Here is a 20,821-nt window from a genome sequence, read left to right as displayed (position 1 = left end):
TCCCCATGACCCCGACCGATCTCACTATCACACCGCGCGACCGTCGCTTTGGACGGGATCGCACGGTCGCGCGACATTGGCTGAATGGCGACCCGATCGCCACGGCTTTCTTCAATGCCCTGTCGATCACCTTTCCGCGCGGCGAAGCCTATTTCATCGACAGCGTCCGCACCTTCCGCGATGGCGTGCCGGATAGGCTCGCAGGCGAAATCGCCGCCTTCATCAAACAGGAAGTGGTGCATAGCCGCGAACATCTGGCCTTCAACCGGCAGGTGACCGATCATGGCTATGACGTATCGCGCCTGGACGCCGACGTGACGATGGTGCTGGACCTCGCCAAACAGCGCCCGCCCATCGCCAGCCTGGCCGCGACCATGGCGCTGGAGCATTTTACCGCCATCCTCGCCCATGAACTGCTGAGCGACCCACGCCATCTGGACGGGGCCGATCCGGAGATTGCCGCGCTCTGGCGCTGGCACGCGATCGAGGAGATCGAGCATAAGGGCGTCGCCCACGACACCTGGGTTCATGCCACCCGCGACTGGAGCCGCTTCAAACGCTGGTGGGTGAAGAGCGCGATGATGCTGGTCGTGACGAAGCATTTCCTCCACCACCGTGCCCGCGGCATGATGGACCTGCTGCGGCAGGACGGCATCATCGGCCATCGCGCATGGGGCGGGCTGCTCAACTACGCGCTGGTCCGGCCCGGCATCCTGCGCCGCGTCGCGCGACCATGGTTCGGCTATTTCCTGCCGGGCTTCCACCCCTGGGCGGTGGACGACCGTGCGCTCATCGCGCTGGCCGAAAGCCCTTATGCCGATGCGCTCCAACAGGGCGCTCTGCCGTCGCCGGCTTGACCGGGCGCCAGGGACGGCGTCTTATCGGCGCATGACGCAAGCCCCCACGCTCGAAACCATTCGCCTGATCCTCCGCCCGCACAGGGTGGAGGATTATGCCAACTGCCGCACATTATGGGCCGACGCGGATGTCGTACGCCATATCGGCGGGATGCCGCAGGACAGCCAGGCGGTCTGGTTCCGCATATTACGCTATGCCGGCATGTGGTCGCTGCTCGGCCACGGCATGTGGGTGATAGAGGAACGCGACAGCGGCGCCTTCCTCGGCGAAGCCGGTCTGCTCAGCGCCGAACGCGGCATAGCCGAACTGGAAGGCGTGCCGGAAGCCGGCTGGGTGCTGGGTCCGCAAGCCTGGGGCAGGGGCATCGCCACCGAAGCGATGCAGGCGATCCTCGACTGGGCCGACGCCCATCTCGAAGCGCCCTCGCTTCGCTGCATCATCGATCCCGACAATGCGGCATCGATCCATGTGGCGGAGAAACTAGGTTTCCACGCGCTCGTCGATACCGATTATGGCGGAAAGCCGACGCGGGTGTTCGATCGGCCGAAACAGTAAAACATCGTCATTCCCGCGAAAGCGGGAACCCATCTCCCAATCTCTCGGTCTGACGATATCTGGTGAGATGGATCCCCGCCTGCGCGGGGATGACGATGATATTTACGATATCGACTTCACGCCGCCACCAGCATCGCGTCGCGATACAGGTCCATGGCCGGGTCGTTATCCTGTCGCATCGACTCGCCTTCCTCGAACAGCAGGCAATCGACCATGGCATCGCGGGCCAGACTGTAACGCTGCGCCTTGTGTCCGGTGAAGTGGAAGCCCAGCTTGCGCAGGACATTGCCGGATGCCGGATTGTCCGCGAAGTGGCAGGCGCGGATATCGCGAACGCCATTGGCCCGCGCCATGCTCAGCACGGCGCGCGCGGCTTCGGTCGCAAAGCCCAGGCCCCAATAGGGGCGGGCGATCCAGTAACCCAGTTCCGGCGCGCCATCCTCGCTCAGATGGATGCCGCAACCGCCCACCAGACGCGGCGCGCCCTGGGTGCGGGTGAAGGCCAGCAGGCGCGGCAGCTGCGGATGCTGCGGCAGCGCCAGAAAGGCTTCCGCATCGTCCAGTCCATAGGGGCTGGGCGCACGGGTCAGGTTGCGCAGGACCGACGGATCACCGATCGTCCGGGCCAGCATGGGGGCATCTTCCATCCAGCCCGGACGAAGGAGCAGGCGGGGGGTACGGGCAAACATTCTCGTCTCTCCTCTTGGCTGCGCCGTTAGCCGTCAATGATGACGACTTCGCGACGGCATGGTCTGGATGATTCCCCGCCCGCAAGACGCGCGAGAAGGCGTGGAGTTCCAGAGGCTTGAGGGAAATCGGAAGAGGAAGTGCCGCTTTATTCTTTTGTCACGATCCGGCTGGAATCGCGCAACGGAAAAAGGGGCGCTCCCATGAAAGGAGCGCCCCTTGTTTCCCTCGAAAACCGGCAGCCGTCTGATAACATCTGCCGGGAGGATCGCCCCTTTTGCGGGGGACGATCCGTCATCGATCGTCCGTTATTCGGCGGCGAGTGCCACAGCGTCGACCGACACATATTTGCGGCCGAGCTTGCCGGTGTGGAATACCACGCGGCCTTCGTTCAGCGCGAACAGCGTGTGGTCCTTGCCGATGCCGACATTGCGGCCCGGATAGACGCGCGTGCCGCGCTGACGGATGATAATGTTGCCGCCGATCACTTCCTGACCGCCGAACTTCTTCACGCCAAGGCGCTTCGACTCAGAATCGCGACCGTTGCGCGACGAACCGCCAGCTTTTTTATGTGCCATGACCTAAACTCCTTAACTTATGTCTGCGCTCAGGCGATCGACACGATCTTGAGGATCGTGTGATTCTGGCGGTGACCGTTCTTGCGGCGATAGTTGTGACGACGACGCTTCTTGAAGACGATGACCTTCTCGCCCTTCGCCTGCGCGATGATCTCGGCGGCAACGGTCAGCTTGGCAACGTCCTTCAGGTCGCCGCCTTCACCGGCCAGCAGGACGTCGTCCAGCGTGACCTTGTCGCCGGCTTCGCCAGCCAGCTTTTCTACGACGATCTTGTCTCCGGCGGCGACGCGATACTGCTTGCCGCCCGTGCGCACGATAGCGAACATGGCTTGTCTCTTCTCGTTCAAATCTGCTTTACGCAACTCACCAAAGACATGACGCCTTGCCGACCCGCGCGGGAATGTGGCCCGTTAGTGGAATGACTCGCGCCTGTCAACCGATGGCAGTTTGGAACCGGGGTGGTTTTCCCGCTTTTTCGTTCCTATCTTCATGGCTACACAGGCCAGGTCGGCATTACAGATACGCTATTATAGGAGCAAGTCTCGCGCATGCGGCAGGATACAGGGTCATGGTGGAGCGGAAAGGGTGCGATGATGCGCCTGCCGATCCTTGCCGCCCTGTGGACGCTGTTGGCGGTGACTTTGCTGTCTGCTCTGGCGCCGCTGGGGCCACCGCTCAGCCGCGCCACCGGCTCCGCCTTCAACCCCGCTACTTTGGACGTGGTGCTCAAGGCCCGCGCCCAGCCCGCATCCCAGACGGCGGTGGCAACACCCCGCCCCGGTGGGGACGGCGCATCGCCGCCCATGCTGCTCGCGCTGGCGCTGGCCATCGTCCTGCTCGCGATCCGCCATGCCCGCGCGACAGGCTCTGTCGCACGGTATCGTGCACCTCTTCGATCCCTTACCCCCGCGCGCACCCGTCGCGCCCGTGCGCCGCCCTTCGCTTCCTGACGATTCGCGTTAACGCCCGGCCTCCGCAGCCGGGCTTTCGTCGGAAGAAGGAGCATCTCCCATGGCTCGCAGGAAAGCATCGCGACGCATCCGTCGTCGCCGCCCACCCTGGTGGTTCATGCCCGCCATCATGTCCGGTCTGGCCGTTGCCGCCGCCGGCCTGTCGGCGATGATGATGACCGTCGTAGAATAAACGTCCCCTCCATCCGTTCGCTTCGAGCGAAGTCGAGAAGCAGTCAGCTCCGCGCCTGCGTTCTCGACAGGCTCGAACCGAACGAATGTGGTATAAATATTCCCGCCGGACGGATCGCACAGCGTCCGGCGACAGGATCGAAAGGCTTTCATGCCCCATCACACGCCCCTGATCGGCACCATCGTTGCCGGCCTCGTCGTCGCCTTCATCATGGGCGCCATCGCCCATCGTCTCAAACTCTCGCCGCTGGTCGGCTATCTGGTCGCCGGCATATTGGTCGGCCCCTTCACTCCCGGCTTCGTCGCTGACGCGGGCCTGGCCAATGAACTGGCCGAAATCGGCGTCATCCTGCTGATGTTCGGGGTCGGCCTGCATTTCTCGCTGAAAGACCTGTTGTCGGTCAAGAATATCGCCGTCCCCGGCGCGCTGGTGCAGATCGCGGTCGCGACCCTGCTCGGCATGGGCCTGTCCTATTATATGGGCTGGGGCCTGATGGGGGGCATCGTCTTCGGCCTCGCGCTCTCGGTCGCCAGCACCGTGGTGCTGCTGCGCGCGTTGCAGGGCGCCGACCTGGTCGAAACCCGGCGCGGCCGAATCGCGATCGGCTGGCTGATCGTGGAGGATCTGGTGATGGTCCTCGCCCTCGTCCTGCTCCCCGCGCTGGCCGGCGTCCTCAACAATGCGGACGGCGGTGGGGCAGGGGCGCTCATAGCGCCGCTGCTGGGCACGCTGCTGAAGGTCGCAGGCTTCGTCGCGGTCATGCTGATCGTCGGCCGTCGCGTCATCCCCTGGGCGCTCCACTGGGTCGTCCATACCGGATCGCGCGAGCTGTTCCGTCTCGCCGTCCTCGCCATCGCGCTGGGTGTCGCTTTCGGCGCAGCCCTCGCCTTCGACGTGTCCTTCGCGCTGGGCGCCTTCTTCGCCGGCATGATCCTGGGCGAAACGCCGCTCAGCCGCCGCGCGACGGAGGAAACGCTTCCGCTGCGCGATGCCTTCGCCGTGCTGTTCTTCGTGTCGGTGGGGATGCTCTTCAACCCCTCGATCGTGCTGGAGCATCCGCTGCCGCTGCTGGCGACGGTCCTCATCATCGTCATCGGCAAGTCGATCGCCGCCTGGGGCATCGTCCGCGCCTTCGGCCATGCCAATGTGACGGCGCTCACCATCGCCGCCAGCCTGGCGCAGATCGGCGAATTTTCCTTCATCCTGGCTTCGCTGGGCACGGGCCTTGGCGTCCTGCCCGCCGACGCGCGCGACCTCATCCTTGCCGGCGCGCTCGTCTCCATCTTCCTCAACCCCATCCTCTTTTCGCTCATCGTGCGCGACCACAAGAAGGATGATGATGAGGAGGTGGAAGCCGCCAAGGCGCCGGCACGCCCACGCATCGGCCATGTCATCCTGATCGGCTATGGCCGCGTGGGCAAGCTGATCGCCCTGCGCCTGCATGAACATGACGTGCATTTCGTGGTCGTGGAAGGCGACCCGGAACGCGCGGAGGAGGCCGAGGAAAACGGCCTGTCGGTGGTGAAGGGCAACGCGCTGGAGGACAAGCATCTGCTCGCCGCCGGCATTTGCGAGGCGCGTCACCTGCTGATCGCGGTGCCCGAAGGCTATGAAGGCGGCGCCATCCACGAACATGCCCGCAACCTCAATGACAAGGTTCAGGTCATCGCCCGCGCCCATAGCGATGCGGAGGTCGAGCATCTGGAACGGCTGGGCGTCCCCCATGTCGTCATGGGCGAACGCGAACTGGCCGGCCGCATGCTCACCCTCTGCGGCGTGCGATAAAAGAAAAGGCCCCGTTCGGTGATACCGGACGGGGCCTTTTTCAATTCGTCAAAGCAGGGCTATCAACCGCGCGAGCGGGGCGGCCCCTTGCGCGGGCCACCGGCGCCGGCACCCTTGAACGGGCGCGGGCTGTGCGGACGACCGCCGCCCGGTCCGCCACGCGGCGGGCCGCTGCGGTTGGGACGCGAATCGTTGGACGGGCGCAGCTGCTTGCGGTTCTCGCGGGCTTCCTCGCGCGGTGCGCCTTCGGTCGGCTCGAACGTGACGTCCGCACCCTCGTCACCCGCTTCGCCGGTGCGCTTGACCGATGCGATGAATTTCGACGCGATGGCGCGCGGAATTTCGAACATCGTCTCGTTGGTCGTGATGCGGATCGCGCCGATATCGCCACGCGACACATGGCCACGGCGGCAGATCAGCGGCAGGATCCAGCGCGGATCGGCATTCTGGCGACGGCCGATGTCCATGCGGAACCACTGCGTGTCCTCAAAGCCAGGACGCGGCCCGTCACGGCGCGCAGGCGCCTCGCTGGCGTCCAGCAGCTCTTCGGGCGCCGGCATGGCCGCACGGGCGCTGCGCACCAGCATCGCGGCGATTTCCTTGGCGCTCTTGGCTTCCAGCAGTTCGCCACCCAGCGCCCAGTCGGACTCTTCCAGCTCCATCGGCTCCAGCAGGCGCGCACGCAGCCGCTCGGCATCCTGCGCGGCGATCTGCTCCTTGCTTGGCGCCGTCGTCCATTCGACCGGGATCTTTGCCCCCTTCAGCATGGATTCGACGCGGCGGCGGCGCGGATAGGGCACGATCAGCACGGCGGTGCCCTTCTTGCCCGCACGGCCGGTACGACCCGAGCGATGCTGCATGGTTTCCGCGTCGCGGGGCAGCTCCACATGGACCACCAGCGTCAGCGTGGGCAGATCGATGCCGCGTGCGGCCACGTCGGTCGCCACGCAGACACGGGCGCGCTTGTCGCGCAGCGCCTGCAACGCATGGTTGCGCTCATTCTGGCTATGCTCGCCCGACAGCGCCACGGCGGCAAAGCCACGTTCGGTCAGGCTGGCGTGCAGATGGCGCACATTGTCGCGCGTGGCGCAGAACAGGATCGCCGTTTCCGCTTCATGGAAACGCAGCAGGTTCACCACCGCATTTTCGATATCGGCAGGCGCGACGGTCATCGCCTGATAGCTGATGTCGCCATGACCGCGCTCGGCCGAGATGGTCGCGATTTGCAGCGCGTCCTTCTGGTAGCGGCGGGCCAGCGCGACGATCGGCTTGGGCATGGTCGCCGAAAACAGCAGCGTACGACGGCCTTCGCCGGTCGCGTCGAGAATGCCTTCCAGATCCTCGCGGAAGCCCATGTCGAGCATTTCGTCCGCTTCATCCAGCACAGCGGTCTTGAGCGCCGACAGGTCGAGCGCGCCGCGTTCCAGATGGTCGCGCAGACGGCCCGGCGTGCCGACCACGATATGCGCGCCCTGCGACAATGCGCGGCGCTCCTTCGCGGCGTCCATGCCGCCGACGCAGGTGGCGATACGGGCACGGGCGCCGGCATACAGCCATTCCAGCTCGCGGCTGACCTGCAACGCCAGTTCGCGCGTCGGCGCGATCACCAGCGCCAGCGGCCATGCGGGCGGGGGCAGGCGATCGGCGTCGCCCAGCAATTCGCCGGCCATGGCCAGGCCGAAGGCGACGGTCTTGCCCGAACCGGTCTGCGCGGACACGATCAGGTCGCGGCCATGCGCTTCTTCCTGCGTCACTTCGGACTGGACGGGGGTCAGCGCCTCATAGCCCTTGGTCGTCAGCGCCTGGGCAAGGAGGGGGTGGAGTGTTTCAAATGTCATGTTTTTGTTTTCTCGTCGGTTAAAAGCGACCCGCCTTCATCCGACGGAATCAACATAACCTTTCTCGCTGTCGCCGGTTCGCGATCAGCCGGTGCGTCAGGTCAATTCGCACCCGTTCAGGTTGGTTGCCCAACCGCCATTCTCTCTCTCGGAATGGCAAAGGGGACAGGCGCTAGGCCGTATCCCCTCAAACAAGAAAGCCTCCTTCCACATTCCGAGGAAGGAGGCTTGTCTCATAGTCTATAGCGCAAAACTCAGACCGAAGCGACTTCCGCCACATCGACCTTCACGCCCGGGCCCATCGAGGACGACAGGGCGATCTTGCGAACATATTTGCCCTTCGAACCCGACGGCTTCGCCTTGACGATCGCGTCGACGAAGGCGTCGAAATTCTTGCGCAGGTCTTCGGCCGAGAAGCTCGACTTGCCCAGACCAGCGTGGATGATGCCGGCCTTTTCGACGCGGAATTCGATCTGACCACCCTTGGCGGCCTTCACGGCTTCGGCGACGTTCGGCGTCACGGTGCCCAGCTTGGGGTTCGGCATCAGGCCCTTGGGACCCAGAACCTTACCCAGGCGACCCACCAGACCCATCATGTCGGGGGTGGCGATGACGCGCTGGAAGTCGATGTTGCCGGCCTGGATCGATTCGAGCAGGTCTTCGGCGCCCACGATGTCGGCGCCGGCGTCGAGCGCCTGCTGAGCCTTGTCGTTGCGGGCGAACACGGCGACGCGAACGTCCTTGCCGGTGCCGGCGGGCAGGGTGACGACGCCACGGACCATCTGGTCGGCATGACGCGGATCGACGCCCAAGTTGATCGCGATTTCGACGGATTCGTCGAACTTGGCGGTCGCGTGGGTCTTGATCAGGCCCAGCGCTTCGTCAACGCCGTGCAGCTTTTCGCGGTCGACCGCAGCGGCCAGAACCTTGGCCTTCTTGGTGATCTTCGCCATTATTTCAGCCCTCCACCACGTCGAGGCCCATCGCGCGAGCGGAGCCTTCGATGATCTTCGTTGCAGCGTCGATGTCGTTCGCGTTGAGATCGACCATCTTGGCCTGCGCGATTTCGGCGAGCTGGGTGCGGGTGATCTTGCCGGCTACGACCTTGCCCGGTTCCTTGGAACCCGACTTCAGGTTGATCGCCTTCTTGATCAGGAAGGTGGCAGGCGGCTGCTTCGTGGTGAAGGTGAAGCTGCGGTCGGCATAGACGGTGATGATCGTGGGCAGCGGGGTGCCCTTGTCCATGCTGGCCGTCTGCGCGTTGAACGCCTTGCAGAATTCCATGATGTTCACGCCGCGCTGACCCAGTGCAGGGCCGATCGGCGGGGCGGGCTTTGCGTCTCCAGCGGGCACCTGGAGTTTGATATAGCCCGTAATCTTCTTGGCCATTGTCACTCACTCTTTAGCTGGCGGATGTGCGAACACATCTGCCGGTTCAAGTTTAGCGGTCGAACGGTTGTCACGAAGACAACCTCCCGCATTTGGCTCCATCCACCCTGACGGGCGATATGGAAGCGCGGGCCTATAGCGATGTTCGTTTCGAAAGGAAAGGGGGTCTGTCCCGTTCCCGAAAAATCCCAGCGCGGCCCTCAATCCTTCGCGATAAGCCGTCACTCCCTGCGCCGGGGAACAGCCTTATCTGGATGCTCATCCAGACGCCAAAAAGGGCCGCCGATCCGAAGAAAAGGCGACCCTTTTTGAAAACCAGCCTTGCGGCCAGTGCTTATTTCGACAGTTCGACCTGTTCGAAATCCAGTTCCACCGGGGTCGCGCGACCGAAGATCGACACCGACACCTTGACGCGGTTCTTTTCGAAATCCAGTTCCTCGACCACGCCGTTGAAGCTGGCGAACGGGCCGTCCAGCACCTTGACGCTGTCGCCGATTTCGTAATCGACGCTGACCTTGTGCTTGGGGGCGGCTTCGGCTTCCTTCTGGGCGCCGAAATAGCGGGCGGCGTCCGCCTCGCTGATCGCCTGCGGCTTGCCCATCGAACCCAGGAAGCCCGTCACCTTGGGCGTGTTCTTCACCAGGTGATAGATGTCGTCGTTCATCGCCAGCTTGGCGAGGACGTAGCCGGGCATGAACTTGCGCTCGACCTGGACCTTCTTGCCGCGCTTGACCTCGGTGATGGTTTCGACAGGCACTTCGACCTGCTCGACCAGTTGCGACAGGCCCATGCGCTCGGCTTCGGACAGGATCGATTCCTTGACCTTGTTCTCGAAGCCCGAATAGGCGTGGATGATGTACCAGCGCGCCATGTTACCGTCTAAACTCCTGTTCAGAGCATTATGCTCAATGTCCCGACGCCCGCAAATCGAAGCTTGAAGCTTAGCGACCCGCTGCCACGCCCAGCAACCACTGGACGATCGCGCCGAAGAAAGTGTCGATGCCAAAGAAGAACAGGCCCAGCAGCGTCGTCATGATGACGACCATCACGCCGGTCATCACCGTTTCGCGACCGGTCGGCCATACGATCTTCTTCGCTTCGGTCTGTACCTGGTTGACGAATTCGCCGGGGGATACCTTCGCCATCGTCTGCCTTTGCACGTCTTGAAACCAACACCAAATCGCGAAGCAACAGTCCGCCCTCCCGATCCCGCCATGTTTCAGCGTCCGGGGGTGCGGCCGCACGCTCCGCGACCAACTTCGCCGGCCTGTAAGGCCGCGATTTCTTAACGGTGGACGTACCGCCCACCTCGAAATCGCTAAGCACACTTAGCCGCGAGCCCTTGCTTTTCAAGGGCTCGCGGCCAGTTCGCTTGGCAGGAGTGGAGGGACTCGAACCCACGGCATTCGGTTTTGGAGACCGACGCTCTACCAACTGAGCTACACTCCTGCACTGGCCGGGACCAGCGAAGGAGGGCGCTTTAGCGTGGCCGTGCGGGGAGGGCAAGCGCCATTATGCGGCTTTTTGCATTGGCTCTGCAACTTGCGTGTCGGCGCTGGTCTGCCGCTCGGCCTCCGCGTTGATCTGCGCGCCCAGCAACACGATATAGGCGGACACGAACAGCCACAGTTGCAGCACCACCACCGCGCCCAGAGAGCCGTAGGTCTTGTTATAATTGCCGAATGTGGAGACATAGAAGGACACGCCCAGCGTCGCGGCCAGCCAGAACAGGGTCGCCGCCACGGATCCCACCGTCAGCCACTGCCACTGCGCATGGCGCCGGTTCGGCCCGAAGCGGTAGATGAGGCCGAAGATCGTGCTCGCCAGCAGGCCCGCGCACACCCATGTCGCCGCCTTGATCGCGAACAACACGCCCGGCCCCCAATTGGTCAGGAAATCCTGCAACAGGCCGATGATCGTGGCGGTAAACACGCCTGCGACCACCACCAGCACCGCCGAAAAGGTGATGCCCATCGACGTGCGATAGAATTTCAGGATGTTGCGGCCTTCCTTCTGGCCATAGACGATGTTGAGCGCTTCCATGATCGCGGACGCCGCGCGGGTCGCGCCATAGACCGCGATGGCCAGCGCCAGCAGCAGCCCGAACCCGATCGCGGGTTTCCGCGTACTCACCACGCCCAGCAACTGGTCGTTGATCAGCGATGCGGCGTCGGCCGGCACGACGGAAATGATCGCCTGCATATGCCGCTGCACCATCGACGGATCGCCGAACAGCCCATAGGTCAGCACCACGGCCGCCAGCAAAGGCGCGATCGACAAAAACGCATAATAAGCCACGCCCGCCGCCAGCAGCCCGACATGATTGGCCGACAGCGCGCCATGGACGCGCTTCAATATCTCCCACCATCCCCGCGCCGGTATCTTCCACGGCGCATCGACATGCACTTGGCTCGCGACGGTAGCGGTCATCACATTCCCCTGCTGTTCACCAAAGCAAGCGCGTAAGGGGGGAGGGTGGTTCCCTCATGAAGACGGACGGGCGATGGAACGGCGATGTTGGGGGCGGCAAGGGGAGTGTCGGGGTTCGACAAGGCCTGAGTCAAAACGGACAGGCTTTTCATCATACCGATGCCGTTATACGCTCGCATCATGCTATTAATCGTAGGAACCGTTCGCCTGCCTGCACATAATATGGAGGCTGCTCGTCCGATCATGAAACGGATGTCTGATGCTAGTCGCGCCGAGGACGGCTGTGTTGAATATGGTTATGCTGAAGACGTGCTTGAACCTGGCCTCATTCACGTAAAGGAGCTGTGGATCGATCAGAACGCATTAGATCGTCACTTTGCCGCCGCTCATCTCGCTGAATGGCGTGCTGCCTGGCCAAGCCTCGGTATCGGCGATCGCAATTTGCGCATCTATGATGTTGGCGAGCCCCGTTCGACCTAGCTAAGTTTCGCATTCAGCTCAGCGAACGAAGTCTGAAAGGGCTAGAATTGGCCCAGAGTAGCCGTCCCTTTATCCCTCTCCCGTGGGGGAGAGGGCTGCGCAGACTTGGCAGCTTGCTGCCTAGGCGCAGCTGGGTGAGGGGGGAGGCAGCCTCACGAGAATAGACCGGCCTTGCGCCAGTCCCCCTCATCCAACTCCGCCTAACCGCTACGCGGTAAGGCTCCATATGCTTCTCCCTCCAAGGGAGAAGGACGACGCTTCAGCCACTCCTACCAGGCTTCCAATGTAGGATTTTCTCTGGTCTATCCTGCGGGATGAAAGTCTCGTCCTCCAACTGCATCGCCGATCGGTCAGCACGCAAAGGCGCGATGCTGGCGCGCAAGCGGCGCGACCATGTGACCCTCGTGGCGCGCAGTCGTGACCCGAATGCCGCGCCGGTGACGCCTCGCGAGCGCGTTGCGAGCGCTTCGGGCGCGAAAAGCCGCGCAACACTGTGAACTTCGCCCTGTCGCGTCGTCATGATCTCGATCGCCGCCGCCAGACCTTCTCTGGCCGGCACCCTCGCATCAGCGCCCGCGATAATCCTCACAGGCGATGCCGTCCCCGTCGCCATCCATATGCACGCCATAGCCCGGCTGGCCACGATGGAGCGGCGTTGCACCAGCAGCTCTCGCTTCACGGCAGCCACGATAAGACCAGCTTGATCCGGACGACCCCACCGCCGCTGCCGATCGCACGCGCGGGGCGGATATCGCGCCGCCACCGCTCGGTTGCTGGCGGTCCAGATCAGCGGCGGACATGGAGCGATCAATGCCGATCGTGTTGCGGGTCGGCCGCCATGGCTCGCTCGGCGCGGCCTGCGTGGTTGCCGCCGGCTCGCTGGCGAACTGGTGCGATGCGACCCCGCCTATGCCGCCGATCGCCACCGCTGCCAAAGCCGCCTTTATGGCAAAATTTCCCACTGTCATGCCGATCGGATAAGCCGATCAGGGTAAAGGATCGGTTGCCGCAAAGATGACAAATGCCGTTCGGCTAAAGGAACATCCCGCCCTTCATCACCCGCCGCGCGCGCCCCTGCACTGGCACGCGATCGAACGGCGTGTTGTCGGCCGACGCCGCCATCTTCGCCCGGTCCACGATCCACGGCGCATCGGGATCGACGAAGATCAGGTCCGCCGCGCTGCCCGCCGCGAAGCTGCCCGCGTCCACGCCCAATATCCGCGCCGGATTGGCGCTCAGCAGCGTCATCAGCCGGCCCATCGAAACATGCCCGTCCCGCACCAGATTGAGCGACAGCGCCAGCAGCGTCTCCGCCCCCGCCATGCCCGGCGACGCGTCTGCGAAGGGCAGGCGTTTGTCTTCCGGTCCACGCGGATCATGGCTGGATGTGATGACGTCCACCGTCCCATCCGCCACCGCCGCCAGACTGGCCTGCCGGTCGCGCTCGTCCCGCAACGGCGGCGACAGCCGCGCAAAGGTCCGGAAATCGGTCGCCGCCTGATCGTTCAGGAACAGATAGGCCGGACTGATGCCGCACGTAACCTTCAGCCCCTCTGCCTTGGCGGCGCGGATCAGATCGAAGCCCGCCTTCGTCGTCACCAGTCGGAAATGGATCGCCGCGCCCGTCTCGCGCACCAGCATGATATCGCGCGCGATCGCCAATGCCTCGGCGCAGGCCGGCGCGTGCGGCAGGCCCAGCCGCGTCGCCGTCTCGCCGCTGGTCGCCACCGCCTTGGCCGTCAGCCCGCTATCTTCGGCATGGGCGATGACCGTCAGGCCCAACCCGCTGGCATAGGACAATACGCGCAGCATCACGCCCGAATCGGCGATCCACTGGCGCCCGGTGCCGACCGCCTTCGCGCCCGCCATCTGCATCAGGCCCATTTCGGCCATTTCCTGGCCCAGCAGGCCGCGCGTCGCCGCCGCGATCGGGTGGACCCAGAAATCGGGCTTGCCCGCCCGCGTCGCCTGGCGGATCAGCCCCACCTCGTCCAGCGGCGCGCGCTGGTCGGGCATCAGTGCCGCGCGTGTGATGCCGCCGAAATGAAAGGCGGGCTTATCGGTTGCGAACACGCCCAGATCGATCAGGCCCGGCGCCACGACCAGCCCGCCGGCATCGACGCTTTGCGCATCGTCCGGCACCGCGACATCGCCTGCCGCGACGATCCGGTCGCCCTCGATCAGCACGGTGCCGGGAAGGGGCGCGTCGCCCGTGGGATCGGCCAGCCTGCCGTTGATGATGGCGATCTTGCTCATGCCCAACCCGCTTTCCTTGTTGGTCGGGATGGTCATGCCCATCCCTCCACGCCGCGCGCGCTGCGCGTCAGCACGTCCAGGCACGCCATGCGCACCGCTACGCCCATCGCCACCTGCTCGGTAATGGCGGAGCGCTCGGGATGGTCGGCCACCGAACTGCTGATCTCCACGCCCCGGTTCATCGGGCCGGGGTGCATCACCAGCGCATCGGGCTTGGCCAGCGCCAGCCGCTCCGGCGTCAGCCCGTACAGCGCATGATATTCACGCGGGGAGGGGATGAAGGCCCCATCCATCCGCTCATTCTGGAGCCGCAGCATCATGACGACATCCGCGCCATCCAGCCCCTCGTCCATCCGCGTAAAGGGCGTCGCCCCCAGCATTTCCACTTCGGGAGGCAGCAAGGTCGGCGGGGCCACCGCGCGCACCTGCGCACCCAGCGCGGCCAGACACAGCATGTTCGATCGCGCCACCCGGCTATGCAGCACGTCGCCGCAGATCGCGACGACCAGCCCGGCAAAACTGCCCTTGCGCCGACGGATGGTCAGCGCGTCGAGCAAGGCTTGCGTCGGATGCTGATGCCAGCCATCGCCTGCGTTCAGCACCGGACAATCCACCTTGTCCGCGATCAGCCGCACGGCGCCCGAACTGGCATGGCGGATCACGATCACGTCGGCGGCCATGGCGTTCAGCGTCATCGCCGTGTCGATCAGCGTCTCGCCCTTCTTCACGCTCGACGTCGCGGCGGCCATATTGACCACGTCCGCACCCAGCCGCTTCCCCGCAATCTCGAACGACAGCAAAGTGCGCGTGCTATTCTCGAAAAAGGCGTTGATCTGGGTCATGCCGGCCAGCCGCCCGTCATGCTTGCGCGCCTGCCCCTTGTTCGCCTGCGCCCAATGTTCCGCCTCATCCAGCAGGAAACGGATTTCCCAGGGCTTCAGGTCCGCGATGGACAGAAGATGCCTGTGCGGAAACAACGCCCGGCCGGTCAGCTCGGGTGTGGCGTCAGGTATGAAGATATCGGGCATGAGCCGGGTCTTTAGGGGAGGCTGGAGGGGAGGGCAAGGCGTCGTTGGCGCACTTATCCCCGCCCGCGCCATTTCCCGATCAGCGTCCCGTCCCGCAACACCTCCCGCGCCGCATTATGCCCCGGCGCCCCGGTCACGCCGCCACCCGGATGCGTCCCCGCGCCGCACATATAGAGGCCCTTCACCGGCCCGCGATAGGCGCCATGGCCCAGCATCGGCCGCGCCGCCCACATCTGGTCCAGCGTCAGATTGCCGTGCATGATGTCGCCACCGACCAGCCCAAACTTGCGCTCCAGGTCGAGCGGCGAATGAATCTGCCGCGCGATCACGCTCTTCGCAAAGCCCGGCGCATGCGCGTCCACCGTCGCGATGATATGGTCCGCGGCCGCCTCACGCTCGTCGTCCCACGACCGCCCGTCCGGCAATTCCGGCGCGAACTGCTGGCAGAAGAGGCTGGCGACATGGCACCCCTCCGGCGCCAGCGTGTCGTCTATGGTCGATGGGATCAGCATCTCCACGATCGGTGCCTTCGACCAACCATCGCGCTTCGCGTCCATGAATGCCCGGTCCATATAGTCCAAAGTCGGTGCGATGATGATGCCCGACTGATGATGTTCGCCCACGCCCGGCAGGCAGGTGAAGTCGGGCAGGGCGGACAGCGCCACATTCATGCGGAACGTGCCCGACCCGGCCCTGAAAGCCTTGACCCGCTTCACAAAATCGGCGGGCAGGTCGGCCGGGGCCATCATCCGCTCATAGAGCAATTTCGGCCCGACATTGGCGATCACCGCGCCGCCCATCACCTCCTCGCCGCTCTCAAGCCGCACGCCCACCGCACGCCCGCCATCGACCAGCACCGTCTCGACCGGCGCCTCCAGGCTGATCTCCACGCCCATCGCGGTGACGACCTTCGCCATGATCTGCGTGATCGCGCCCATGCCGCCGACGCTATGACCCCATGCGCCCTTCTTGCCGTTCACCTCGCCGAACACATGGTGCAACAATACATAGGCGCTGCCCGGCGTATCGGGGCTGGCATAGTTGCCGACCACCGCGTCGAAACCGAACGCCGCCTTCACCGCATCGCTCTCGAACCAGCTGTCCAGGAACGTGCGCGCCGACTTGGTGAACAGGTCCAGCACATCGCGCTGCTGCTCCAGCCCCAGCCCCGCGACGCGCCGCCCCTGTTTCAGCGCCTCGACGATCATGCTCAGCCCGTCGCCGACATTGGGCGGGCTTTTCAGCACCAGATCGCGCAGCACGTCGGCCACCACCTCCAGCGCATCATAATAAGCCGGCAGCGCGTCGGCATCATGCGCGCTATACTTGCGAAATTCGGCCTGCGTCTTCTCCAGCCCGCCGCCCAGCTTCAGATAGCCGCCATCGGGTTGGGGCAGGAAATTGCTGATCGGCCGCTCGATCACGCGATAGCCATGATCCGCCAGTTGCATGTCGCGGATGACCTTGGGGTTGAGCAGGCTGACCGTGTAGCTGGCGGTCGAATTGCGGAAGCCGGGATGGAATTCCTCCGTCACCGCCGCCCCGCCGACGACATCGCGCCGCTCCAGGATGCGGACCTTATAGCCCGCCCGCGCCAGGTAGAAGGCGCAGACCAGGCCATTATGCCCGCCGCCGATGATGACTGCGTCGTAGGATCTGCTCATGCCCTGCTGCTCCACCCCATCCCCGGCGCGCGATGCGATCGCGCCTCCGGGATCACATCCCGTACCCGGCCGCAAAAATGCCGGAGCGCTACTTCCTGCTCGCTCAAGGGGCCGACGGTGAAGCTGGCCGACGCCATCCCCGCCTGCACCCGCCCGACCAGTTCCGTATCCTCGGCATTGACCTGCCGGTTGATCCGCCAATTCAGATATCGCGCGGCCTTCATCTCCCGACACCATTGTTCAGGCATATTGGCATCGGGCAGCGCATAGCTGATCTCCCGGATCAGCGTCTGCGTCGGCGACACCGGCAGCCATTGCATGAAGTCCACCTGATCGGGATAGATGTCGAAGGCGAAATTGGGCCACAGCTTATAATAGGTCCACAGCCGCTGCCGCTCCGCCGGCAAATGCGGCACAGGCGGGAGAAAATGCTGATAGGCCCGCTCGGACAGATTGGCCGAAGGGCGATCGATAATCGGCCCCCACATCTTGTCGGCATGGGCGGATGCTTCCACGCCATAGCCATCGCCCATCAGCCGTTTCAGTCCCGGATGCGCAACCGCGATATGCAGCCCGTCCGAATAATTGTCGCCGATATTCTTCCAGTTCACAGGCCGCGGCCGCAACGTCACCCGCCCCAGCGCCCGCATGTCCGCGAACCGATAGGGCGCGACCTCCGCTTCATAGGGCGCCATCATTTGCGCCACCGACGGCCCACCATCATCCACTAATCGCACGAACAGAAAGCCCTGCCAGCTATCCACTTCGACAGGCGCCAGCCCATGATCCGCGACCGCGAATGCCGCGCCATAGCTGGCCTTCATCGGCACGCCCGACAGCCGGCCATCCTGTTCGTAGGTCCAGCCATGATAGGGGCAGACCAGCTTCTTCGCGCAGCCGCTGACGTCATTGACGATGCGCGCCCCGCGATGACGGCAGACATTGGTAAAGGCGCGCACGACATCATCGTCACCGCGCATCACGATCCCGCTTTCGCCGATATAGTCGAGCGTGTGGAAATCGCCGGGGGCGGGGATGTCGCTCTCATGGCAAATGATCTGCCAGGACGGGCGAAAGATGCGCTCCACCTCCACCCCGAAAAATTCGGCGTCGGCATAGGTCCAGGCCGGCAGGCTCCATCCTGCGTCGGGATCATTCCCGGCATATTCCCCTTGCATCACAGACCACGCCCCCCGGCATCGTTATTTTTACGTGTGTATAACAGTCTTTCGCATAAGTCGATTCACCTGTCTCAATCCGCGACCGGATCACCCTCCAGCTGCGCGCCATAACGCCTTGCCAGCCAGGCGCAGGCCATCAGCTGGATCTGATGGAACAGCATGATGGGCAACAGGATCGGCCCGACGGCCGCTGCCGGGAAGAGCACGCCCGCGATCGGCACGCCCGACGCCAGGCTCTTCTTGGACCCGCAAAATTGCAGCACGATCGCATCTTCCCGCGACAGGCCCAGCATCCGCCCCACGATCAGGGTGAAGAGCAGGATTACGATCAGCATGGCGATGCACAGCCCCGCCAGCACCGCCAATTCTTCGCTCGACACCTTGGCCCACAGCCCCTCGACCACGGCGGCGGAGAAGGCGGCATAGACCACCAGCAGGATCGACCCGCGATCGACCCGGCCGATCATCGCCTTATGCCGTGCCACAAATCCCCCGATCCATGGCCGCAGCAAATGCCCGACGACGAAGGGCAGCAATAATTGCAGCACGATCCCCTCTGCCGACGACAGCGAAATCAGGCTGCCGCTCCCGCTCCTCTGCATCAGCAACGCGACCAGCACCGGCGTCAGGAAAATGCCGAGCAGGTTGGAGAAGGAGGCGCTGACGACGGCAGCGGCGACATTGCCCCGCGCGATCGCGGTAAAGGCGATCGACGATTGCACCGTGGACGGTAGCAGCGTCAGGAACAGCAGCCCCGCGCGCATATCCTGCGGCACGAACCCGAATCGCCCGATCAGCAAACCCAGCAGCGGGAAGGCGGCGAAGGTCGTGGCCAATGTCGCCAGATGGAGTTTCCACGCTTTGGCCCCATCCCAGATCGCCTCGCGCGACAATTTCGCACCATGCAGGAAAAAAAGCAGCACGATGCCGGCATCTGCAACCCAATCCGCGATCCGCGCGCCTTCGCCCCGCGCCGGCAGGATGGACGCTAGGGCAACGGTGGCGATCAGCAGCAGCAGGAACGGGTCGAGGGCTTGGCGCAGGCGGTTCATGCATGTTTCCGGCAGAAGGAAGGATTGCGGCGGGGGATAGACGCGGCGCTCGACCTGCGCCAACAATTTCCCCTTGGATGGATGCAAGGAGAGGCTGGCCATGAGCGAGCATATCGCAATCACGCAAAATCAGGGCGTCGTGGAAATCATGATCGACCGCGCCGACAAGAAAAATGCGCTGACCGCGCCCATGTATCGCGCCATGACAGCCGCGCTGGCGGATGCCGCCGCGCGCCCGGACATCGGCGCCGTGCTGATCGCAGGGCAGGGGGATGCCTTTTGCGCCGGCAATGATCTGAAGGATTTCATGGCCGGGCCAGAGGGCGGGGCCGCCGCCTTCGACTTCATCCGCGCCATCGCCGCCTTCGACAAGCCATTGGTCGCTGCCGTCCAGGGGCAGGCCGTGGGCGTGGGCACGACCATGCTCTTCCACTGCGACCTCGTCTATGCCGCGCCCGACGCGCGTTTCGTTATGCCCTTCGTCAATCTGGGGATCGTGCCGGAGGCCGGCTCCAGCCTGCTCGCGCCCGCCATATTGGGTCATGCTAAGGCGGCGGCGATGCTATTGCTGGGCGAACCGCTGGATGCGGAGGGCGCAGATCGGGCCGGCATGATCACAGCGATCGTCCCGGCGGACGGCCTGCTCGCCCATGCGCGTGCGAAAGCGGCGGCATTGATGGCCAAGCCGCCCCAGGCCTTGCTCGCCACCCGTCGCCTGATGAAGGGCGATCCCGCCTTGCTCATTGCCCGGATCGAGGAGGAAGCGCGCCTGTTTCGCGCGGCTTTGTCCTCATCGGAAGCGCAGGAAGCCTTCGCCGCCTTCTTCGAAAAGCGCGCGCCGGTGTTCAGCCGGGAATAATGGATTAGCTCCTCCCCTTCAGGGGAGGGGTCGGGGTGGGGCGGATGATAAACAAAAATATGTCTGTCCTACACGCCCCGATCCGCGTTACGCCGATGCCGGTTCTTTCCCAGCGTCGACTTCCTCGGATTTTTTCTTCCGCCCGAACTGCATTTCGCTAACGATCACCGCCGCGACGATCAATATGCCGCCCATCAGCGCCGTGGGCGGCAACCGCTCACCCGCGATCCGGCCGATGATTCCGGCCCACACCGGTTCGCCGGCGTAGATCAACGTCGCGCGTGTCGGCGACACGGTACGCTGCGCCCAGTTCATCACGAACTGGATCAGCGCCGTCATCGCGCCCAGCCCGCAGGCGCTCAGCCCCACGGTCCAGCTGAGCGGCGACACCTGTTCACCCACCGCGCCCATAAAGGCAAAGGCCAGCAGCGACGTCACCGCCAACTGCACCAATGTCACCCGCGCGACATTCACCTTGCCCGCCCACAGGCTGATGAAGCTGATCTCCAGCGCGATCGCCACCGTGCTGATCAGGGTCAGCGCCTCGCCCTTGCCCAGCGCTAGTCCATCCTTGGGCGCTGCCACCAGCATCAACCCGATAAAGGCCAGCGCCACGCCGATCCAGCTGGTCAGGCGCGGGCGCCGCCGCAAGATGATCCACTGCATGATCGGCACCAACGGCACATAGGCGGCAGTGATGAAGGCAGACGTGCTGCTGCTGATCGTCTGCAATCCCCAGGTCTGGAGCGAGTAGCCGACGAAAATGCCCAGCCCGATCATCAGGCCCGCCAGCAACTCCTTGCCCGTCAGCCCGCGCAGCACCGGCAGCGCCAGCGGCAGAGCGATCAGCGCCGCCGTGCCGAAGCGCAGTCCGACGAAGAAGAAAGGCCCCGTTTCCTGCATCGCATGATGGACGATCAGGAACGTCCCGCCCCAAAGGACGGTCACGCCGATCAGCGCAAGTTCGGGGCGGCCGATCATCAGGCGCGGAGAGTCGGGCTTGTCGGGGGCGTCATTGTGCAACATAATGCACATCGC

At 64.3% G+C, this 20,821-nt stretch carries 24 protein-coding genes and 1 tRNA gene; 8 read left to right on the top strand and 17 right to left on the bottom strand.

The annotated features are described in order from the left end of the window. The first annotated feature begins 5 nt into the window (after positions 1-5). Positions 6-857: a metal-dependent hydrolase gene (locus F4U95_RS10880; protein ID WP_150425691.1), complete on the top strand. Its 852-nt coding sequence runs from the start codon at positions 6-8 to the stop codon at positions 855-857. 31 nt (positions 858-888) lie between these two features. After that, positions 889-1,413, top strand: coding sequence for a GNAT family N-acetyltransferase (locus F4U95_RS10875; RefSeq protein ID WP_150425690.1), 525 nt, complete (start codon positions 889-891; stop codon positions 1,411-1,413). A gap of 116 nt (positions 1,414-1,529) precedes the next feature. On the opposite strand, the gene F4U95_RS10870 is transcribed toward F4U95_RS10875, so the two are convergent. The 3 genes from F4U95_RS10870 to rplU all read right to left on the bottom strand — a co-directional run bounded on the left by F4U95_RS10870 (position 1,530) and on the right by rplU (position 3,004). Continuing rightward, on the bottom strand, positions 1,530-2,102 hold the full coding sequence (locus F4U95_RS10870) for a GNAT family N-acetyltransferase (RefSeq protein WP_120250601.1): 573 nt from the start codon (positions 2,100-2,102) through the stop codon (positions 1,530-1,532). Between the two features lie 306 nt (positions 2,103-2,408). Beyond that, on the bottom strand, positions 2,409-2,678 hold the full coding sequence (gene rpmA, locus F4U95_RS10865) for a 50S ribosomal protein L27 (RefSeq protein ID WP_120250600.1): 270 nt from the start codon (positions 2,676-2,678) through the stop codon (positions 2,409-2,411). Positions 2,679-2,707: 29 nt separating this feature from the next. After that, positions 2,708-3,004: a 50S ribosomal protein L21 gene (gene rplU / locus F4U95_RS10860; protein ID WP_150425689.1), complete on the bottom strand. Its 297-nt coding sequence runs from the start codon at positions 3,002-3,004 to the stop codon at positions 2,708-2,710. 222 nt (positions 3,005-3,226) lie between these two features. Between rplU and F4U95_RS10855 the strand changes: the two genes are divergently transcribed. From F4U95_RS10855 to ybaL, 3 genes are all read left to right on the top strand, one after another. Beyond that, the gene (locus tag F4U95_RS10855) at positions 3,227-3,628 is read left to right on the top strand and encodes a hypothetical protein (protein WP_246171565.1); all 402 of its coding nucleotides are present in this window, start codon (positions 3,227-3,229) and stop codon (positions 3,626-3,628) included. Between the two features lie 61 nt (positions 3,629-3,689). Next, positions 3,690-3,821 carry a hypothetical protein gene (locus tag F4U95_RS25365; protein ID WP_269462501.1) on the top strand — a complete coding sequence of 44 codons (132 nt, stop codon included), beginning with the start codon at positions 3,690-3,692 and terminating at the stop codon, positions 3,819-3,821. Positions 3,822-3,971: 150 nt separating this feature from the next. Further along, on the top strand, positions 3,972-5,606 hold the full coding sequence (gene ybaL / locus F4U95_RS10850; RefSeq protein ID WP_120250597.1) for a YbaL family putative K(+) efflux transporter: 1,635 nt from the start codon (positions 3,972-3,974) through the stop codon (positions 5,604-5,606). Between the two features lie 62 nt (positions 5,607-5,668). Here ybaL and F4U95_RS10845 read toward each other — a convergent pair whose 3' ends face one another. The 7 genes from F4U95_RS10845 to F4U95_RS10815 form a co-directional block, all read right to left on the bottom strand. Beyond that, the gene (locus F4U95_RS10845; RefSeq protein WP_120250596.1) at positions 5,669-7,444 is read right to left on the bottom strand and encodes a DEAD/DEAH box helicase; all 1,776 of its coding nucleotides are present in this window, start codon (positions 7,442-7,444) and stop codon (positions 5,669-5,671) included. Positions 7,445-7,698: 254 nt separating this feature from the next. Further along, positions 7,699-8,397, bottom strand: a complete 699-nt coding sequence (gene rplA, locus F4U95_RS10840; RefSeq protein ID WP_120250595.1) for a 50S ribosomal protein L1 — start codon at positions 8,395-8,397, stop codon at positions 7,699-7,701. Between the two features lie 4 nt (positions 8,398-8,401). After that, a complete protein-coding gene (rplK, locus tag F4U95_RS10835; protein WP_120250594.1) occupies positions 8,402-8,833 on the bottom strand; it encodes a 50S ribosomal protein L11 in 432 nt (143 codons plus the stop codon). A gap of 334 nt (positions 8,834-9,167) precedes the next feature. Continuing rightward, a complete protein-coding gene (nusG, locus tag F4U95_RS10830; protein WP_056687666.1) occupies positions 9,168-9,704 on the bottom strand; it encodes a transcription termination/antitermination protein NusG in 537 nt (178 codons plus the stop codon). Between the two features lie 70 nt (positions 9,705-9,774). Then, a complete protein-coding gene (gene secE / locus F4U95_RS10825) occupies positions 9,775-9,978 on the bottom strand; it encodes a preprotein translocase subunit SecE (RefSeq protein WP_056687668.1) in 204 nt (67 codons plus the stop codon). Between the two features lie 228 nt (positions 9,979-10,206). Then, a tRNA-Trp gene (locus F4U95_RS10820) sits at positions 10,207-10,282 on the bottom strand. Between the two features lie 63 nt (positions 10,283-10,345). After that, positions 10,346-11,263, bottom strand: coding sequence for a YihY/virulence factor BrkB family protein (locus F4U95_RS10815; RefSeq protein WP_120250593.1), 918 nt, complete (start codon positions 11,261-11,263; stop codon positions 10,346-10,348). Between the two features lie 159 nt (positions 11,264-11,422). Here F4U95_RS10815 and F4U95_RS10810 point away from each other — a divergent pair, with 159 nt between their 5' ends. Continuing rightward, the gene (locus F4U95_RS10810; protein WP_343032330.1) at positions 11,423-11,743 is read left to right on the top strand and encodes a putative quinol monooxygenase; all 321 of its coding nucleotides are present in this window, start codon (positions 11,423-11,425) and stop codon (positions 11,741-11,743) included. A 314-nt stretch (positions 11,744-12,057) separates the two neighbouring features. Next, a complete protein-coding gene (locus F4U95_RS24910; RefSeq protein ID WP_150443124.1) occupies positions 12,058-12,240 on the top strand; it encodes a hypothetical protein in 183 nt (60 codons plus the stop codon). Between the two features lie 69 nt (positions 12,241-12,309). On the opposite strand, the gene F4U95_RS25120 is transcribed toward F4U95_RS24910, so the two are convergent. The 6 genes from F4U95_RS25120 to F4U95_RS10780 all read right to left on the bottom strand — a co-directional run bounded on the left by F4U95_RS25120 (position 12,310) and on the right by F4U95_RS10780 (position 18,924). Then, positions 12,310-12,711: an excalibur calcium-binding domain-containing protein gene (locus F4U95_RS25120; protein ID WP_246171563.1), complete on the bottom strand. Its 402-nt coding sequence runs from the start codon at positions 12,709-12,711 to the stop codon at positions 12,310-12,312. Between the two features lie 64 nt (positions 12,712-12,775). Next, entirely contained in the window at positions 12,776-13,999 is a 1,224-nt protein-coding gene (locus F4U95_RS10800; RefSeq protein ID WP_150425807.1) for a dihydroorotase, read from the bottom strand. 32 nt (positions 14,000-14,031) lie between these two features. Beyond that, a complete protein-coding gene (locus F4U95_RS10795) occupies positions 14,032-15,027 on the bottom strand; it encodes an aspartate carbamoyltransferase catalytic subunit (RefSeq protein ID WP_120250591.1) in 996 nt (331 codons plus the stop codon). 53 nt (positions 15,028-15,080) lie between these two features. Next, a complete protein-coding gene (locus F4U95_RS10790) occupies positions 15,081-16,691 on the bottom strand; it encodes a phytoene desaturase family protein (RefSeq protein ID WP_150425687.1) in 1,611 nt (536 codons plus the stop codon). Continuing rightward, on the bottom strand, positions 16,688-17,869 hold the full coding sequence (locus tag F4U95_RS10785; RefSeq protein ID WP_150425806.1) for an aromatic ring-hydroxylating oxygenase subunit alpha: 1,182 nt from the start codon (positions 17,867-17,869) through the stop codon (positions 16,688-16,690). Before F4U95_RS10785 ends, F4U95_RS10790 begins: the two co-directional genes overlap by 4 nt. A 74-nt stretch (positions 17,870-17,943) precedes the next feature. Beyond that, positions 17,944-18,924 carry a bile acid:sodium symporter family protein gene (locus tag F4U95_RS10780; RefSeq protein WP_150425686.1) on the bottom strand — a complete coding sequence of 327 codons (981 nt, stop codon included), beginning with the start codon at positions 18,922-18,924 and terminating at the stop codon, positions 17,944-17,946. Between the two features lie 100 nt (positions 18,925-19,024). Here F4U95_RS10780 and F4U95_RS10775 point away from each other — a divergent pair, with 100 nt between their 5' ends. Further along, positions 19,025-19,783, top strand: coding sequence for an enoyl-CoA hydratase-related protein (locus F4U95_RS10775; protein WP_150425685.1), 759 nt, complete (start codon positions 19,025-19,027; stop codon positions 19,781-19,783). Positions 19,784-19,870: 87 nt separating this feature from the next. Here the strand turns inward: F4U95_RS10775 and F4U95_RS10770 are convergent, their stop codons facing one another. Continuing rightward, positions 19,871-20,809: a DMT family transporter gene (locus F4U95_RS10770; protein WP_150425684.1), complete on the bottom strand. Its 939-nt coding sequence runs from the start codon at positions 20,807-20,809 to the stop codon at positions 19,871-19,873. Positions 20,810-20,821 lie beyond the last annotated feature (12 nt).

This window comes from Sphingobium limneticum (assembly GCF_008710165.1).
Lineage (GTDB): Bacteria > Pseudomonadota > Alphaproteobacteria > Sphingomonadales > Sphingomonadaceae > Sphingobium > Sphingobium limneticum.
Note: the sequence above shows the minus strand (reverse complement) of the source record. Positions and strands in the feature narration are given on the sequence as shown.

Coding starts and splice junctions, on each gene's coding strand:
- F4U95_RS10880 (WP_150425691.1), top strand. CDS start 6: ATGACCCCGACCGATCTCACTATCACACCGCGCGACCGTCGCTTTGGA.
- F4U95_RS10875 (WP_150425690.1), top strand. CDS start 889: ATGACGCAAGCCCCCACGCTCGAAACCATTCGCCTGATCCTCCGCCCG.
- F4U95_RS10870 (WP_120250601.1), bottom strand. CDS start 2,102: ATGTTTGCCCGTACCCCCCGCCTGCTCCTTCGTCCGGGCTGGATGGAA.
- rpmA (WP_120250600.1), bottom strand. CDS start 2,678: ATGGCACATAAAAAAGCTGGCGGTTCGTCGCGCAACGGTCGCGATTCT.
- rplU (WP_150425689.1), bottom strand. CDS start 3,004: ATGTTCGCTATCGTGCGCACGGGCGGCAAGCAGTATCGCGTCGCCGCC.
- F4U95_RS10855 (WP_246171565.1), top strand. CDS start 3,227: ATGCGGCAGGATACAGGGTCATGGTGGAGCGGAAAGGGTGCGATGATG.
- F4U95_RS25365 (WP_269462501.1), top strand. CDS start 3,690: ATGGCTCGCAGGAAAGCATCGCGACGCATCCGTCGTCGCCGCCCACCC.
- ybaL (WP_120250597.1), top strand. CDS start 3,972: ATGCCCCATCACACGCCCCTGATCGGCACCATCGTTGCCGGCCTCGTC.
- F4U95_RS10845 (WP_120250596.1), bottom strand. CDS start 7,444: ATGACATTTGAAACACTCCACCCCCTCCTTGCCCAGGCGCTGACGACC.
- rplA (WP_120250595.1), bottom strand. CDS start 8,397: ATGGCGAAGATCACCAAGAAGGCCAAGGTTCTGGCCGCTGCGGTCGAC.
- rplK (WP_120250594.1), bottom strand. CDS start 8,833: ATGGCCAAGAAGATTACGGGCTATATCAAACTCCAGGTGCCCGCTGGA.
- nusG (WP_056687666.1), bottom strand. CDS start 9,704: ATGGCGCGCTGGTACATCATCCACGCCTATTCGGGCTTCGAGAACAAG.
- secE (WP_056687668.1), bottom strand. CDS start 9,978: ATGGCGAAGGTATCCCCCGGCGAATTCGTCAACCAGGTACAGACCGAA.
- F4U95_RS10815 (WP_120250593.1), bottom strand. CDS start 11,263: ATGACCGCTACCGTCGCGAGCCAAGTGCATGTCGATGCGCCGTGGAAG.
- F4U95_RS10810 (WP_343032330.1), top strand. CDS start 11,423: ATGCCGTTATACGCTCGCATCATGCTATTAATCGTAGGAACCGTTCGC.
- F4U95_RS24910 (WP_150443124.1), top strand. CDS start 12,058: ATGAAAGTCTCGTCCTCCAACTGCATCGCCGATCGGTCAGCACGCAAA.
- F4U95_RS25120 (WP_246171563.1), bottom strand. CDS start 12,711: ATGACAGTGGGAAATTTTGCCATAAAGGCGGCTTTGGCAGCGGTGGCG.
- F4U95_RS10800 (WP_150425807.1), bottom strand. CDS start 13,999: ATGAGCAAGATCGCCATCATCAACGGCAGGCTGGCCGATCCCACGGGC.
- F4U95_RS10795 (WP_120250591.1), bottom strand. CDS start 15,027: ATGCCCGATATCTTCATACCTGACGCCACACCCGAGCTGACCGGCCGG.
- F4U95_RS10790 (WP_150425687.1), bottom strand. CDS start 16,691: ATGAGCAGATCCTACGACGCAGTCATCATCGGCGGCGGGCATAATGGC.
- F4U95_RS10785 (WP_150425806.1), bottom strand. CDS start 17,869: ATGCAAGGGGAATATGCCGGGAATGATCCCGACGCAGGATGGAGCCTG.
- F4U95_RS10780 (WP_150425686.1), bottom strand. CDS start 18,924: ATGAACCGCCTGCGCCAAGCCCTCGACCCGTTCCTGCTGCTGCTGATC.
- F4U95_RS10775 (WP_150425685.1), top strand. CDS start 19,025: ATGAGCGAGCATATCGCAATCACGCAAAATCAGGGCGTCGTGGAAATC.
- F4U95_RS10770 (WP_150425684.1), bottom strand. CDS start 20,809: ATGTTGCACAATGACGCCCCCGACAAGCCCGACTCTCCGCGCCTGATG.